This is a genomic window from Pseudomonas syringae, from assembly GCF_021605415.1.
Classification (GTDB): domain Bacteria; phylum Pseudomonadota; class Gammaproteobacteria; order Pseudomonadales; family Pseudomonadaceae; genus Aquipseudomonas; species Aquipseudomonas syringae_S.
Map to the genome: position 1 here is coordinate 1 of NZ_WKEQ01000006.1, position 14,290 is coordinate 14,290.

The window sequence follows — 14,290 nt, forward strand, 5'->3', positions numbered from 1 at the left end:
GTGTAGGAGCTGGCGAAGGCTGCTACACGGGCTCGACTCGGGCAGGGGCGAGCTGCGCCACCAGAAACTCGACAAACGCCCGGGTCTTCTGCGGCACTCGCCGCGCCGATGAATACACGGCGTTGACGCTGATCGCCGGAGCCTGCCATTCACACATTACCGCCACCAGGCGCCCTGCCGCCAAACCCTCCTCGACGATGAAGTCCGGCAACAACGCGATCCCCATGCCGGCCTCGGCCGCCTGCGCGAGCAAATCCCCGTTGTTCGCGTGTAAGGGGCCAGTGACGTTGACTCGCTGCGTTTCCTTGCCGTTGCTCAATTGCAAACTGACACCGCTCTGCAGATAGCCATAGTTGAGACACTGATGGGCGCGCAGATCTTGTGGCATCTGCGGTACTCCCGCGCGTTCGAGGTAAGCGGGAGAGGCGACCATGATGCGCGGCGCGGGGGCCAGTTGCCGCGCGATCATGCTCGAATCAGGCAGGCTGGCGATGCGGATGGTCACGTCGAAACCGCCGCGCACCGGATCCACCTGCTGATCGCTGAGCACCAGTTGCAACTCGATGTTTGGGTGTTGCTCATGGAACAGCGGAATCAACTTGCCCAACCGTCGTAGACCGAACGACATCGGCGCGTTGACCCGGAGCACGCCGCGCAGCTCGCCGATCCCGTCCCGTGCCCGTTGCTCGGCCTCGTCCAGCGCGGCGATGACTTCCCGCGCCGCCTCGAAATATTCGGCGCCTGCTTCGGTCAAGTGCAGGCTGCGTGTGGTGCGTTGCAGCAATTGCACACCGATGGCTTCTTCCAGTGCCTGAATCTGTTTACTGACTTTCGAGCGCGGCACATCCATGGCCCGGGCAGCGGCGGCGAAGCCGTTCTCACCGACCGTCACCACGAAGGCGCGCATGCATTCGATGCGATCCAAGGATTGTCCCCAAATTGGAATCAATGATTCTCGATTTTAGGTAATTGTCCCTTTGTGCGCTAGCCCCTAAAGTGACATCCAAGCCGAGACAACAACGCCGCAGACGGCCAAACGCCTCGACTCACTCTTACTGATTAACACTTGAAATCGACATCAAAAGGAACGCGCCATGTCTATCCGTGAACTGCTGAACCCTGCTAACTCCGCCCTGATCCTGATCGACCACCAGCCACAAATGGCTTTCGGCGTGCAGTCGATTGACCGTCAGACCCTGAAGAACAACACCGTCGGCCTGGCCAAAGCGGCGAAAATTTTCAACGTACCGACGATCTACACCTCGGTGGAAACCGCCAGCTTCAGCGGTTACATCTGGCCGGAGCTGCTGGCGGTTCACCCGGATCAAAAGCCGATCGAGCGCACCTCGATGAACTCCTGGGAAGACAAGGCATTGGTTGATGCGGTGAAGGCCACCGGGCGCAAGAAACTGATCATCGCTGCGCTGTGGACCGAGGTTTGCCTGACCTTCCCGGCACTGGAAGCGCTGGCTGAAGGTTACGAGGTCTACATCGTGACTGATGCCTCCGGCGGCACCACCAAAGAAGCCCATGACATGTCGGTGCAACGCATGATTCAGGCCGGCGCGGTTCCAGTGACCTGGCAGCAAGTGCTGCTCGAATACCAGCGTGACTGGGCACACAAAGAGACTTACGAAGCGGTAATGGAACTGGTGCTGGAACACAGCGGCGCATACGGCATGGGCGTGGATTACGCCTACACCATGGTGCACAACGCCCCACAACGCCAAGCCAAGTAACTGCTCTCCCCGCAGGCTGCGATCTTTTGATCTTGATGTTTGAAGATTCAAAGATCGCAGCCTGCGGCAGCTCTACAGGGGGATTGTGGTTTACATGAGGTGTTTTTCAGGCTCGGGAATTGCGGCCGAGCCCAGCACCGCTGGCAACAACCCCGCCCGCAAATCCCCGCCACTCGGCTGCTGGTACAGGCTCAGGCCAAACTCCGGCAACACCGCCAGCAGATAATCGAAAATATCCCCCTGAATCCGCTCGTAATCGCCCCACGCCGTGGTGCGGGTGAAGCAGTAGATTTCCAGCGGAATGCCCTGCGCCGTGGTCTGCATCTGGCGCACCATGCAGGTCATGTTCGGCTGAATCTCCGGGTGACTCTTCAGATAGGCCAAGGCATAGGCGCGGAACGTGCCGATGTTGGTCATGCGCCGCCGATTCGCCGACATCGCCGCCACATTGCCCTGGGCTTCGTTCCAGGCCTTGAGTTCAGCTTTCTTGCGGCTCATGTAATCGGTGAGCAGATGCACCTGCGAGAGTTTTTCTTCTTCGTCATCACGGATGAACCGCACGCCGCTGGCGTCGATAAACAGGCTGCGCTTGATGCGTCGCCCGCCGGATTGCTGCATGCCGCGCCAGTTCTTGAACGACTCGGACATCAGGCGCCAGGTCGGGATCGACACGATGGTCTTGTCAAACTATTGCACCTTGACCGTGTGCAGGGTGATGTCGACCACGTCGCCATCGGCACCGACCTGCGGCATTTCGATCCAGTCGCCGACCCGCAACATGTCGTTGCTGGTCAACTGTACGCTGGCGACGAATGACAGCAGCGTGTCCTTGTAGACCAACAGAATCACCGCCGACATCGCCCCCAGACCCGACAGCAGCAACAGCGGCGAACGGTCAATCAGGGTGGCGACAATGATGATCGCGCCGAACACATACAACACCATTTTCGCCAGTTGCACGTAGCCTTTGATCGAACGGGTGCGGGCGTGTTCGGTGCGCGCATAGATGTCGAGCAAAGCGTTGAGCAGGGCGGTGATCGCCAGCAGCAGAAAAAGGATCGTGAAAGCCATGGCGATGTTGCCGAGAACCGTCATTGCCGTGTTACTCAAATCCGGCACCAGATGCAGGCCGAACTGGATCACCAGCGACGGCGTCATCTGCGCCAGCCGCTGAAACACCTTGTTATGGCGCAAGTCATTGATCCAGTGCAACGCAGGCTGGCGGCCGAGCATGCGGCTGGCATGCAGAATGAGATAACGCGCCACTCGTCCGAGCAACAGTGCGATCACCAGCAGCACCAGAAAACCGAGGCTGGCATGCAACAGCGGGTGCTGATCGAGGGCACCCCAAAGGTCTTGAACGTTGAGCCAGAGCTGTTTGATATCCATAAGTGAAACGATTCTTCTGTAAGACGCGATGGTGGATTAGAGCACTTAACACGCGATCTATTACGATTCAGGACAATTCCGGCAATAAAAAAGCCACTGATTGCCACCATTCGTATAAAGAAACTCGGCCTGAGCGCTCGAAACCGGTAACCTATGCAGCTGTTTTTTTGCATATCTTCGAGGTAGCACCCGTGTTTTCCGAATTCGCCCTGCACGAACGCCTGCTTAAAGCTGTGGCCGAGCTTAAATTTGTCGAGCCTACGCCTGTGCAAGCAGCGGCTATTCCGCTGGCGCTTCAAGGGCGTGACCTGCGGGTGACGGCGCAAACCGGTAGTGGCAAAACCGCCGCTTTCGTTCTGCCGATCCTCAATCGCCTGATCGGCCCGGCCAAGGTTCGCGTCAGCATCAAGACGCTGATCCTGCTGCCGACCCGCGAACTGGCCCAGCAGACCTTGAAAGAAGTCGAACGCTTTGCGCAGTTCACCTTCATCAAGTCCGGCCTGATCACCGGTGGCGAAGATTTCAAGGTACAAGCGGCGATGCTGCGTAAAGTGCCGGACATCCTGATCGGCACCCCGGGCCGGATGATCGAGCAACTGAACGCCGGCAACCTCGACCTCAAGGAAGTCGAAGTGCTGGTGCTCGACGAAGCCGACCGCATGCTCGACATGGGATTCTCCGAAGACGTACAGCGTCTGGTCGATGAATGCCCGAACCGTCAGCAGACCATGCTGTTCTCCGCCACCACCGGCGGTTCCGGCCTGCGCGAGATGATTGCCAAAGTGCTGAACAACCCTGAGCACTTGCAGCTCAACGCGGTCAGCCAGCTGAACTCGACGACCCGTCAGCAGATCATCACCGCCGACCACAACCAGCACAAAGAACAGATCGTCAACTGGTTGCTGGCCAACGAGACTTATCAAAAAGCCATCGTGTTCACCAACACCCGCGCCATGGCCGACCGCATCTACGGTCGCCTGGTGGCTCAGGAATACAAGGCGTTCGTGCTGCACGGCGAGAAAGACCAGAAGGATCGCAAACTGGCGATCGATCGTCTGAAGCAGGGCGGCGTGAAGATTCTGGTGGCCACCGACGTTGCCGCGCGCGGCCTGGACGTCGACGGGCTGGATCTGGTGATCAACTTCGACATGCCACGCAGCGGCGACGAATACGTTCACCGCATCGGTCGTACCGGCCGCGCCGGCAATGACGGTCTGGCGATCTCGTTGATCTGCCACGGCGACTGGAACCTGATGTCGAGCATCGAGCGCTACCTCAAGCAAAGCTTCGAGCGCCGCACGATCAAGGAAGTTAAAGGCACCTACGGCGGGCCGAAAAAGGTCAAGGCCTCGGGCAAAGCCGTCGGCGTGAAGAAGAAAAAGACCGACGCCAAGGGCGACAAGAAAAAAACCGCCGCCAAGACCCCGACCAAACGCAAGAGCGCCAACCGTCCGAAGCCGGACGCACTGGTGAGCAGCGATGGCATGGCACCGCTGAAGCGCCGTAAGCCGGCTGAGCCTGCGGCTGAGTAAGCTGTTCAGCGAGCCATAAAAAAACCGGACGATGTCCGGTTTTTTTACGTCTTTTAATCTTAGCTTTCTGCTTTTTTCTCGGCGGCATCCAACTCTTTCAACCGCTGATCAATCAACTGGCACTTGTCCGGCAGGTCCGCACTGGCTGTGCCCAAATCCATCTTCTGCAACTCAGCGTTGATTTCCTTGGCCTTGGCCGGATTCTGCTCGGTCAGCCTGGTGACTTCTTTCGCCAGCTGTTCACGCTTGGCGGTAGCTTCTTCGGGCGTGCATGCCCAGGCGGGAAGGGCGCAGGCGAGGGTGGCGGCGACGATAATCTTGGGCAGTATTTTCATGGGAGTCGTGCCTCGGTTCCGGTTAAGGCGGGTTACCCGGTTGAGGACGCAATGTCAGGAAAGTTCAGTGGGAGATTTCGCTGTGGCAGCAACTGGATTGGGCGGTCTCTTCATACCGGTCATGATGCCGCACCCACTCCATGATCTCCTCTTCGTTCCTGCCTTTGGGCGTGAGGTCGAGGTAATTATAGGCGCCGACCAGCATATCCAGACCGCGCGCGTACGTTGAATAGGTGTGAAATATCTCACCCTTGTCGTTTCGATAAAAAACGCTGAGCCCAGGCATTTCCTCCTCAACACTGTCAGTCGTTTCGTAGTTGTACGTAGCCTTTCCTGCAGCAACTTCTTCAGCCCTGGCACAAACCCCAAAGTCATAATTGAAATCGCAGCCTTCTGACGAAACCCAGTCAAACTGCCAGCCCATCCGCTGTTTGAAGTCTTGGAACTGGGCGAACGGTGCATGCGACACCGCAACCACCGCAATATCGTGATGTGCCAGATGCAGATTCGCGCCATCGATATGATCGGAAAGAAACGAACAACCCTGGCAGCCTTCCTCCCAGCCTTCAGCGAACATGAAGTGATAGACGATGAGTTGGCTCTTGTCGCCAAACAGGTCAGCCAGTCTGAGTTCGCCGTTTGCGCCTTGAAAGTGGTAGTCCTTATCGATCCTCACCCAAGGCAGCGCCCGGCGTTCGGCGCAGAGCCGGTCGCGCTCCTTGGTGAAGGCTTTTTCGTGAAGCAGATGTTGCTTACGGGCGGCGACCCATTCTTCGCGCGACACCACCGGATGATTCTCAATGTTCATGGCGATTTCTCCTGAGGAATTAAACCCGTTTACCCAGCCTAGTCGTTTGACCGGGTGGCAAATCGACAAACCGCCGGTCGGTACGCCGATCCCGGCTGAACGGCGGCGGCCCGCTTCGGTCACAACCAATGAGCCCCACTCATGCTTGGGCACCGGAGGTTGAATCAGGATGACGACTTATAACTGGGATTTGATTGAACGCTTGCTGCACGAAGTGCAGAACAGCGCCGGCCATAACTTCACGCCACGGCCTTACGCTGAGCAGCATGCGGCGGAAAAAGCATCGGCGGGCGAGTCGGTCGGGAATCTGGATCATCTGAAAACGCTGGCCTGCGAGTATGAAAAGCTATTGCTGGAGCGGGGCTATATCGAGCCTCGGCCGGAGGAGGAGGGCGGCAATGGCGAGAATTTTGTGCTGACGGCCCGGGGTTCGCGATTGCTGAGCCTGATCGACAGCAGCATTCCCGGCAATGACCATCCGCGGCAGGTGCTGGATGATCAGGACGATGCGCTGGATGAGTTTACGTTTGATGAGGTTGCGTCGAAGGCGCAGATTGCCTAGATCAAAATCAAAAGATCGCAGCCTGCGGCAGCTTCTTAGGAGCTGTCGCAGGCTCGGGCCGCGTTTGGACGATCTTTTGATCTTTAACCCTGGTTAGCCGCTTTCAAACATTTCAAATCGCTGAAGTCCTTGCGAACGCCCTCGATTTTCTTCAACAACCGCTCACGCTGTTCCGGGGTGCTCTCGGCCATCAAATCCACCGCCAGCGCCCTCCCTTGCGCTTCAGTATTGGCGTAGGCCTTTTTGTAATCCGCTGTCCACAAACGCTCGCGTTCCACCAGAAGCGTCTCGATCCGTTGTGGGAATTCAGGACTGTGTCGCTGCGCAACGGCCGCGCTGAATTGGGTCTGCCAGTGCGCCCGATTGGCGATCCACTGGGTGTTCTGGTCGCCCAGCGCCGTCGACCACGCAACGACGCGCTGCTTCTGGGTGTCGCTGAGTGGGCCGAGCCAGTCGTTGAGGCGCTTGTTCATGCGCTCGGCGCGTTCCTTGATCTGCTGCGCCAGTGGCGGCTTGAGGTATTCCTGCTGACGTTTGCGCAAGTCCTTGGCGAAGGCGTCGTTCATTTCCGCGACTTGCTTGTCGTCCAGCCCTTGCAGCAATTCGACGGCCGATGGGGTGATTTCCCGGGCAGTCTGGGCGATGGCTTGTTTGGCTTCAACGGTGCGGGTCTGCAGTGCGGCGTCGGTGACTTGATTGGTTTCGACCATCGCTTGCAAGCGATCCAGCCAGTCGAGGTAGCCCGGTAGTTGCGTAGTGCAATGCCAGCTCAAATGATCCTTGAGGCGGTCGTTGAACCAGTCTTTTTGCTCGCCGTTCATGTCCAGGTAGTCGCTGAGCGTCCACGGAATGATCACGTCGAGATTGCGATAGGCCAGGCCCACGCGGCTGCAAGCGCCGAGGGCGAGGCTGACGATAAGCAGCAAGGCGATGTTTCTGAACCAGCGAGACATGGGCGAATCCTTGCGTGGGCCTGGCTTCGAAGTCTGATTCTTATGTGGACGCAGGATGCGCGCGGCAGTTCAGCCGATCAATAGAAAGCGCGTTCGGCCCTGAGCGTGACCAGTCCGTCGCACTCGCTGTTGTGGCCCGAGTAGGCCGAGCAATCGCTGCCGCTCAGGCTGGAATTGCTGTAGGTCAGGTCGAGGTCGACACCCATGAACGGGCGGGAAAATTTCACCGACCAATCGGTGAAACTGCTGACATAACCGCCGTCGACAGCGACCGGCGAAGTCAAACTGTGGGTCGTGTATTTCATGCTGATGCCGATGCCGAACGGCTGGTTGCCACCGAGATCGGCAAACAGTGTGCTGTTCTGTTTATCGGGGTCATCGCTGAATGCCGCGCCAAAACGACTGCCGAGCAGGGTGAGGCCGCCGAATATTTCCTGGCTGTCGAGGGTGTCCAGGCTTGGATAGCTGTAGTGGATCAGCCCGACTTCGTAGCCAAGGGTTTGATCGAAGGGTTGTTTGAAGCCGACGTAGGAGTCCACTTCAAGGTTGGTGCCCGGCGCGATACCGACGCTCGGCGACCACTGCCCGACGTAAAGGCCGCTGATGTGGCTCAGGTCGAGGCCGCCATGAAACGAGCCTATCGAAGCGGGCTTGACCAGTCCTTGAGCCATGCTCCGGCTTGGGGTTGTGCCCAGTTTAAGATCGAAGTCGCCGAGTTCTCGCTGGAAGATTTGCCCATGCGCAGTCGAGCAGGCCAAAAGGCCTACGAATGATAAACAAAAAGAATGTTTAAGCATGCTTCGCTCCATGAACAGCGAGGGCAGGCGGGCGAACCTGCTGAAACGCTTGATCCAGACGCGTGCAAGGATACCGGCGAATGATCGGCGTCGAAGGCCGTTCGTCGATTTCTATGAGATTGGTTGAACTGGGGAGGGGGATTGCGAGTGGTGCCAGTCCAGACGCTTCGAAGCTCAAAGCGCCTTGGGACGGGTGTGTTACCGGATCTTACTTCTTGCCCAGGCTGATCTGCTTGGACGGGCCGAATGTCTGGCCGCTGACGCCCTTGGCAATTTGCTGGATTTCGCCACCGGATTTGAGGAATGCCGCGATCTGGTCGTTGATCGATTCGCTGGTTTCAACGGCTGGAGCTGGCTTTGCTTTGCTGTTGGATGCTTTTACGCGCATGGCGGCCATTAACCTTTCAGAAAGTAACTCGGCCAGGCATCGTACAGGAAATACTTGACAATTGCTTGGCAAATATCCCCCGGAATAACCTGGCCAAGTACTGCAATATTGTCGGGTTCCTATCCAGCGACTTTCGCTAACCTACTGTTTTTATTACGGACATTTGTGGTTGTAAGCGCTCTTGCCATAGAGCCTGAGGCGTTCGTGCAAGCGATGTCGTCCTGACGAGCGGCAGTCAGAAGCCGTCAAATAACCATTGAACCGGGCGCCCACGGATTTTCACGCCTGTGGCCGTTCGGCCGCGAACGCGTCCGGCAAAAACGGGTAGAATGCCGCCCACGCAATGAGGGTATTGGAAATGGCTTTAGTCGGGCGCTACAACAGTTTGCAAGTGGTTAAACACACTAACTTCGGTTTATATCTGGACGGCGGGGCCGACGGCGAGATTCTTTTGCCCAACCGTTATATCCCTAAAGATATTCCCAGCGAAGATGAGGATTGGCTCAACGTTTTCATTTATCTGGACAGCGATGACAAACTCATCGCCACCACCGAAAAACCGAAAGTTCAGGTCGGTGATTTCGCCAGTTTGAAAGTTGTGGAAGTCAACAGCATCGGCGTGTTCCTCGACTGGGGTCTACCGAAGGATCTGCTGCTGCCGTATTCCGAAGAAAAGCGCCAAATGACCGCCGGCGAATACTGCGTCGTGCACGCCTACCTCGACAAACACACCCGTCGTATCACCGCGACCGCGCGGCTGGATCGCTACCTCGACAAGACCCCGGCCAGCTACAGCCCGGGCCAGGAAGTCGACATTCTGGTGGCGGAAGCCACCGATATGGGTTTCAAGGCGATCATTAATAACAAGCATTGGGGCTTGATCCACAAGAATGAAATCTTCAAGTTCATGCGTTCCGGCATGCGTGAGAAAGGCTTCATCAAGGAAGTGCGCGCCGACGGCAAGATCAGCCTGAGCCTGCAACCGGTCGGTCAGGAAGCAGCCAGCAGCCTGAACTCGAAAATCCTCGCCAAGTTGCGTGAAAATGACGGCACGTTGCCTGTCAGCGACAAGAGCGATCCAGCGCTGATCAGCAGTCTGTTTGGTGTCAGCAAGGGTAACTTCAAGAAGGCTATCGGTTCGTTGTACAAAGACGGCAAGATCGTCATTCACGCCGACCGCATTGAACTAACCTGATTCCCAAACGCTCCATGTAGAACTGCCGCGGCCAGAGCCTGCGGCAGCTCCTATGCAAGAGGGCGGCGGTGATGAAGAAAGCGTTGATTGCTTACGTTGCCGCCCTGGTGACGTTTCTGGTACTTGATGGCCTCTGGTTGGGCGTGTTCATGGCCCCGACCTATCGATTGTTGCTCGGTTCGCTGATGCTTGATAAACCGCTGCTGTTTCCAGCCGCGGTTTTTTATTGCCTGTATGTTTTCGGTTGCCTGGTGTTTGTGATCTTGCCGGCGCGCACTTGGCAACATGCCGGGCGAATGGGCGCGTTGCTGGGGTTGGTGGCGTATGGCACCTATGACCTGACTAACTGGGCGACGTTGCGCGGTTGGTCGATGCAGGTGACGTTGATGGATTGGGCGTGGGGGACGGTGGCGACAGCGCTGATGTGTGTGATGGGGTTTTGGGCGGCTAATCGGTTTGTGAGGGTTTAGTTTTGGTCGGCGGTGACTGGGCTGGCCTATTCGCGAGCAGGCTCGCTCCCACAGGGGAGATTTTAAACAAGTTGCCTGGCGGTAATTTTTGCGCAACTGGTGAATAATCCACCGAATGACTATTCGCCCCGGACATTGATCCGGGGTTTTGTTTTGACGATTGGATGACTGCCATGTTGCGTGAAATGGAGAGGCTGCGATGAGTGTCAGTCGGCGCAATGCCGACGGTTTTGCCCTGCAAGTGATGATCGGTCTGTGTCTGGTCTGGGGTATTCAGCAGGTCATGATCAAATGGGCGGCAACCGACATCGCGCCAGTGATGCAGGCGGCCGGGCGGTCGGGAATTTCCGCGTTGCTTGTAGGATTGCTGATCTGCTGGAAGGGCGGCTGGGATCAGGTCGGAAGCACCTGGCGCGGTGGCTTGCTGGCCGGTGCGCTGTTCGGGCTGGAGTTCTATTTCATCTCCGAAGGTTTGCAACTGACCACTGCCGCGCACATGTCGGTGTTTCTCTATACCGCGCCGATTTTCACGGCGCTGGGCGTGCATTTTCTATTGCCGAGCGAGCGCCTGCGGCCGGTGCAATGGCTGGGGATTTTCCTCGCCTTTGTCGGCATCGCCATTGCTTTTGCCGGCGGCGTTTCGTGGGACAACCTCGACCGACGCATGTTGCTGGGCGATGCCCTTGGCGTGCTGGCCGGCGCCAGTTGGGGCGCGACCACGGTGGTGGTGCGTGCTTCAAAACTGTCTGAAGCACCGGTGACGCTGACATTGTTTTATCAGTTGATCGTCGGTTTCCTCGGACTGCTGTTGATTGCGCTGATGAGCGGCCAGATCACCCACGTCAGCCTGACTGCGGTGGCGGTGGGCAGCGTGCTGTTTCAGGGATTGGTGGTGTCGTTCTGCAGCTACTTGGTCTGGTTCTGGCTGCTGCGTCGGTACTTGGCCGCCAACCTGGCGGTGTTTTCGTTCATGACGCCGTTGTTCGGCGTGACCTTCGGCGTGCTGTTACTCGGAGAAAAGTTGAGCCTGAACTTTGTCGCGGGCGCGGTACTGGTGCTGCTTGGCATCACGTTCGTCAGCGCTGAGCAGTGGGTGCGTCGGCGACTGCGCAAAGCCCTCGGCCAACACTGAACGGACGAAGCGCCGGACGGCTTACAGAGGCTCTATCCCGCGGCTCCGACACAAACCCGAGAAATCGCTTGAACGAATGGAAGATGATTTGGATCAATTCAGTAACAGATCATTGCCGATTTGGCCAAGCATTTCGTAGCACTTCAGACTATTATCAGTGCGAAGTGGCTACAGAATTCCAGCCGCTCAGCACCACCCCAAGGGGGCACGACGATGAAAGAGAAAATTCAAAACTGGCTTCACGACTTGGGTGTTGCCCTTGGCTTGATCGAGCCGCCTATGCAACCGATCCCGATTCGCACGGATGATGAACAGCGTCGGCGTCAGCCGCGTCGGCGGTAAAGGGTTTAAAAGATCACAAGATCAAGAGATCGCAGCCTGCGGCAGCGCCTACATCAAACGGTGTAGGCGCTGCCGCAGGCTGCGATCTTTTGCTTCTAGTGCCGCGCGATCATCAGCAGAAACCGGCTCAGGTCATTCGCGGTTCTCGCCGAGCTGAGCAACTGATCCTCCTCAGCCGTAAACGCGGTCAGCCCCAGTTCATCCTCCAGGTGAAAGATCAGATCCTCGATATCCGCCTTGTCCAGGCCCAACTCCACCAGACTCGTGCCGTCGTTGAACGGGCGGTTTTCCAGCAGTCGACTGATGTACGCATGCACGGCGGCACGCACGGCGGCTCGTTTCATGGCGAAGATCGCACAGTGAAGATCATTTCAGTACAGCAGGCCTCAGCCATGTCGGCGCAGCCATTGGTCAATCATCGAGCGTAAATGCTCACCCGAAAAACTGCCGAAATGCCCGCCGTGTACGGTGCGGACAGGCAAAGCCTGCAGGCGCCGAAGGCTGGCGGCATAGTCATCCAGATTGGAATGGTAGGCGTCTTCGATCAGCGGTCCGTCGTAGATGATGTCGCCGCTGAACAGCGTTTCGGTGGCAGCCTCGTACAGGCTGATTCCGCCCGGTGAATGCCCCGGAGTGTGCAGCACTTGCAACGTTCGATTGCCCAGATCCAGCACGTCGCCGTCTTCGACAAACCCGGAGGCCGGCGCGGCTTTGACCCGGTATTCGGCGTAACACAGCGGGCAGTCGGGGTGTGCTTCGAACATGTCGTCACCGACAAAAGCGCGGCTCAGGTCGTTTTCACCGTCCGGCGCGGCAAGGATGTCGGCTTCGGCCGGATGCACCAACCGTTCGGCGAACTCATGATGCCCGGCGATGTGGTCAAAGTGGCAATGACTCGCCACCGCCACCAGCGGCCGCTCGGTCAGCCACGGCAGTTGCTCGCGCAGGCTGACCAGCCCCGAGCCGCTGTCGAGCAGCAGATCCTTGTCCCGCCCCTGTATGTGCCAGAGGTTGCAGCGGTAGAAGGGCCGAATAAACGGCTCGTGAATCAGGCGCACTCCGTCGCTCAGGGTTTGCACGTCGAACCACTGATCGCGCGAAACAATTTTCATCAGCACATTCCTTCAGGCGAAAAAAACGGGTATGGCAACCGACGCCACACCCGTCGAAGAAAGTTGTTGCTACCGCTTCAGCTTAGACGGCGCTGGTCACCAGGTTCGGGCGACGGGAGAGCAGGCTCACCAGCACGAAACTCACCAGGCTGACGCCCAGGCTGTAGTAGATCGGCGTGTTGGCGTCCATGCCGTCGGTGATCATGAAGATCAGCGCCGTAGCGAAGCCCAACGTCATCGCGGTGATTGCAGCGGCTGTCGTCGCGCGTTTCCAGAAGATCGCCCCCATCAGAGGGATCAGCATGCCGCCGACCAGCAGGTTGTACGCCAGGGTCAAAGCGCTAATCACATCGTTGACCACCAAAGCGATGCCTAACACAACGATGCCAGTCAGCATTGTGAAGAGGCGGTTGATGGCCACGTTCGACGGTTTGCCTTTGCGCAGTTTCGGCAGCAGGTCTTCGGTCAGCGTGGTGGACGCCGCCAGCAGGCCGGCACTGGCAGTGGACATCATCGCGGCCAGCGCAGCGGCGATCACCAGGCCACGGATGCCGTCAGGCAGCGAGACTTTGACGATGGCGGCGAAGGCGTTGTTGACGTTGTCCAGATCCGGAATCAGTACATGCGCCGCCATGCCGATCAGAGCGCAAACGAGGCCGTAAATGATGCAATAGATGCCGGCCGAGGTGCCGGCATACCGGGCGACTTTTTCGCTGCGGGCGGTGAACACCCGTTGCCAGATGTCCTGGCCAATCAGGATGCCGAAGAAATAAATCATGAAGTAGGTGATGATCGTGTCCCAGCCGATGCTGGTGAAGTTGAAGCTGGCGGCCGGCAATTGCGCGACCAGTTGATCCCAGCCACCGACGCGGTACAGGCAGATCGGCAACAGCACAAACATCAGGCCGACGGTCTGGATACCGAACTGGACGATGTCGGTCAGGGTCAGCGACCACATGCCGCCGATGGTCGAGTAGATCACCACCACACCACCGCCCAGCAGCACGGACATCCAGAACGGCAGGCCGAACAGCACTTGCAGCACGGTGCCGATCGCCAGGATCGAGGTCACGCCGATCATCAGCGCGTAGGCCAGCATGATGGTCGCGCTGGCGGTACGGGCCATCGGGTTGTAGCGTTTTTCCAGCACCTGAGTGACGGTGAACACTTTGAGTTTCAGCAGCGGTTTGGCGAGGAACAGGTTCAGCGCGACGATGCCGCACCCCAGTGCCGCGCACAGCCAGAAGCCGGAAATGCCATGCACGTAACCCAGGCGCACGGTGCCGACGGTGGACGCGCCACCCAGCACGGTTGCGGCCATGGTGCCCATGTAAAGGCCCGGGCCGAGGTTGCGACCGGCGACCAGGTAATCTTCGTGGGTCTTGGCCTTGCGCATGCCGTAATAGCCGAGAATCAGCATCGCGGCGGCGTAGATGAGTACGACGAATAAATCCAAAGCCATGATGGCGTGTCTCCGATTGTCTTTTTTATGTGAGGCTGAATTCAATTCCTCCTGTAGGAGCGAGCCTGCTGGCG

Annotated in this window: 16 protein-coding genes and 1 pseudogene; 7 read left to right on the forward strand and 10 right to left on the reverse strand. The window is 58.0% G+C overall.

Going from position 1 to position 14,290, the window contains the following annotated elements:
• Positions 1-22 precede the first annotated feature (22 nt).
• Positions 23-925, reverse strand: coding sequence for a LysR family transcriptional regulator (locus tag GIW69_RS05660; protein WP_236481159.1), 903 nt, complete (start codon positions 923-925; stop codon positions 23-25).
• A gap of 169 nt (positions 926-1,094) precedes the next feature.
• Here GIW69_RS05660 and GIW69_RS05665 point away from each other — a divergent pair, with 169 nt between their 5' ends.
• Positions 1,095-1,739: a hydrolase gene (locus GIW69_RS05665; protein WP_236481160.1), complete on the forward strand. Its 645-nt coding sequence runs from the start codon at positions 1,095-1,097 to the stop codon at positions 1,737-1,739.
• A gap of 90 nt (positions 1,740-1,829) precedes the next feature.
• On the opposite strand, the pseudogene GIW69_RS05670 reads toward GIW69_RS05665, so the two are convergent.
• Positions 1,830-3,128, reverse strand: a pseudogene (locus GIW69_RS05670) (mechanosensitive ion channel family protein).
• Between the two features lie 191 nt (positions 3,129-3,319).
• Between GIW69_RS05670 and GIW69_RS05675 the strand changes: the two are divergent.
• Entirely contained in the window at positions 3,320-4,660 is a 1,341-nt protein-coding gene (locus tag GIW69_RS05675; RefSeq protein WP_236481161.1) for a DEAD/DEAH box helicase, read from the forward strand.
• Between the two features lie 59 nt (positions 4,661-4,719).
• On the opposite strand, the gene GIW69_RS05680 is transcribed toward GIW69_RS05675, so the two are convergent.
• Together GIW69_RS05680 and GIW69_RS05685 are read right to left on the reverse strand one after the other, a co-directional pair.
• Complete coding sequence (locus tag GIW69_RS05680) at positions 4,720-4,995, reverse strand: hypothetical protein (RefSeq protein WP_236481162.1); 276 nt, start codon at positions 4,993-4,995, stop codon at positions 4,720-4,722.
• 64 nt (positions 4,996-5,059) lie between these two features.
• Complete coding sequence (locus tag GIW69_RS05685; protein WP_236481320.1) at positions 5,060-5,803, reverse strand: DUF899 domain-containing protein; 744 nt, start codon at positions 5,801-5,803, stop codon at positions 5,060-5,062.
• 169 nt (positions 5,804-5,972) lie between these two features.
• Between GIW69_RS05685 and GIW69_RS05690 the strand changes: the two genes are divergently transcribed.
• Positions 5,973-6,365, forward strand: coding sequence for an Eisosome component PIL1/LSP1 family protein (locus GIW69_RS05690; RefSeq protein ID WP_236481163.1), 393 nt, complete (start codon positions 5,973-5,975; stop codon positions 6,363-6,365).
• Between the two features lie 83 nt (positions 6,366-6,448).
• On the opposite strand, the gene GIW69_RS05695 is transcribed toward GIW69_RS05690, so the two are convergent.
• From GIW69_RS05695 to GIW69_RS05705, 3 genes are all read right to left on the reverse strand, one after another.
• Positions 6,449-7,318 carry a DUF6279 family lipoprotein gene (locus tag GIW69_RS05695; protein WP_236481164.1) on the reverse strand — a complete coding sequence of 290 codons (870 nt, stop codon included), beginning with the start codon at positions 7,316-7,318 and terminating at the stop codon, positions 6,449-6,451.
• Positions 7,319-7,395: 77 nt separating this feature from the next.
• A complete protein-coding gene (locus GIW69_RS05700) occupies positions 7,396-8,115 on the reverse strand; it encodes a TorF family putative porin (protein ID WP_236481165.1) in 720 nt (239 codons plus the stop codon).
• 208 nt (positions 8,116-8,323) lie between these two features.
• Positions 8,324-8,512: a PFL_1563 family small protein gene (locus GIW69_RS05705; protein ID WP_016702300.1), complete on the reverse strand. Its 189-nt coding sequence runs from the start codon at positions 8,510-8,512 to the stop codon at positions 8,324-8,326.
• Between the two features lie 349 nt (positions 8,513-8,861).
• Here GIW69_RS05705 and GIW69_RS05710 point away from each other — a divergent pair, with 349 nt between their 5' ends.
• From GIW69_RS05710 to GIW69_RS26350, 4 genes are all read left to right on the forward strand, one after another.
• Positions 8,862-9,698 (forward strand): S1-like domain-containing RNA-binding protein, encoded by an 837-nt coding sequence (locus GIW69_RS05710; protein ID WP_236481166.1) that lies wholly within the window; start codon positions 8,862-8,864, stop codon positions 9,696-9,698.
• Positions 9,699-9,769: 71 nt separating this feature from the next.
• Positions 9,770-10,168, forward strand: a complete 399-nt coding sequence (locus GIW69_RS05715) for a DUF2177 family protein (protein WP_236481167.1) — start codon at positions 9,770-9,772, stop codon at positions 10,166-10,168.
• Positions 10,169-10,367: 199 nt separating this feature from the next.
• Positions 10,368-11,300: a DMT family transporter gene (locus GIW69_RS05720; RefSeq protein WP_236481168.1), complete on the forward strand. Its 933-nt coding sequence runs from the start codon at positions 10,368-10,370 to the stop codon at positions 11,298-11,300.
• Between the two features lie 213 nt (positions 11,301-11,513).
• The gene (locus tag GIW69_RS26350) at positions 11,514-11,642 is read left to right on the forward strand and encodes a PA1414 family protein (RefSeq protein ID WP_256222727.1); all 129 of its coding nucleotides are present in this window, start codon (positions 11,514-11,516) and stop codon (positions 11,640-11,642) included.
• 95 nt (positions 11,643-11,737) lie between these two features.
• Here GIW69_RS26350 and GIW69_RS05725 read toward each other — a convergent pair whose 3' ends face one another.
• The 3 genes from GIW69_RS05725 to GIW69_RS05735 form a co-directional block, all read right to left on the reverse strand.
• On the reverse strand, positions 11,738-11,986 hold the full coding sequence (locus tag GIW69_RS05725) for an acyl carrier protein (RefSeq protein WP_236481169.1): 249 nt from the start codon (positions 11,984-11,986) through the stop codon (positions 11,738-11,740).
• 42 nt (positions 11,987-12,028) lie between these two features.
• Positions 12,029-12,754: an MBL fold metallo-hydrolase gene (locus tag GIW69_RS05730; protein ID WP_236481170.1), complete on the reverse strand. Its 726-nt coding sequence runs from the start codon at positions 12,752-12,754 to the stop codon at positions 12,029-12,031.
• Positions 12,755-12,836: 82 nt separating this feature from the next.
• Entirely contained in the window at positions 12,837-14,216 is a 1,380-nt protein-coding gene (locus GIW69_RS05735; protein WP_236481171.1) for a sodium:solute symporter family protein, read from the reverse strand.
• Between the last annotated feature and the right edge of the window lie 74 nt (positions 14,217-14,290).

What these genes read in the sequence shown, in the direction of transcription:
- GIW69_RS05665 (WP_236481160.1), top strand. Translation starts at nt 1,095, where the DNA reads ATGTCTATCCGTGAACTGCTGAACCCTGCTAACTCCGCCCTGATCCTG.
- GIW69_RS05680 (WP_236481162.1), bottom strand. Translation starts at nt 4,995, where the DNA reads ATGAAAATACTGCCCAAGATTATCGTCGCCGCCACCCTCGCCTGCGCC.
- GIW69_RS05685 (WP_236481320.1), bottom strand. Translation starts at nt 5,803, where the DNA reads ATGAACATTGAGAATCATCCGGTGGTGTCGCGCGAAGAATGGGTCGCC.
- GIW69_RS05690 (WP_236481163.1), top strand. Translation starts at nt 5,973, where the DNA reads ATGACGACTTATAACTGGGATTTGATTGAACGCTTGCTGCACGAAGTG.
- GIW69_RS05695 (WP_236481164.1), bottom strand. Translation starts at nt 7,318, where the DNA reads ATGTCTCGCTGGTTCAGAAACATCGCCTTGCTGCTTATCGTCAGCCTC.
- GIW69_RS05700 (WP_236481165.1), bottom strand. Translation starts at nt 8,115, where the DNA reads ATGCTTAAACATTCTTTTTGTTTATCATTCGTAGGCCTTTTGGCCTGC.
- GIW69_RS05705 (WP_016702300.1), bottom strand. Translation starts at nt 8,512, where the DNA reads ATGGCCGCCATGCGCGTAAAAGCATCCAACAGCAAAGCAAAGCCAGCT.
- GIW69_RS05710 (WP_236481166.1), top strand. Translation starts at nt 8,862, where the DNA reads ATGGCTTTAGTCGGGCGCTACAACAGTTTGCAAGTGGTTAAACACACT.
- GIW69_RS05715 (WP_236481167.1), top strand. Translation starts at nt 9,770, where the DNA reads ATGAAGAAAGCGTTGATTGCTTACGTTGCCGCCCTGGTGACGTTTCTG.
- GIW69_RS05720 (WP_236481168.1), top strand. Translation starts at nt 10,368, where the DNA reads ATGAGTGTCAGTCGGCGCAATGCCGACGGTTTTGCCCTGCAAGTGATG.
- GIW69_RS26350 (WP_256222727.1), top strand. Translation starts at nt 11,514, where the DNA reads ATGAAAGAGAAAATTCAAAACTGGCTTCACGACTTGGGTGTTGCCCTT.
- GIW69_RS05725 (WP_236481169.1), bottom strand. Translation starts at nt 11,986, where the DNA reads ATGAAACGAGCCGCCGTGCGTGCCGCCGTGCATGCGTACATCAGTCGA.
- GIW69_RS05730 (WP_236481170.1), bottom strand. Translation starts at nt 12,754, where the DNA reads ATGAAAATTGTTTCGCGCGATCAGTGGTTCGACGTGCAAACCCTGAGC.
- GIW69_RS05735 (WP_236481171.1), bottom strand. Translation starts at nt 14,216, where the DNA reads ATGGCTTTGGATTTATTCGTCGTACTCATCTACGCCGCCGCGATGCTG.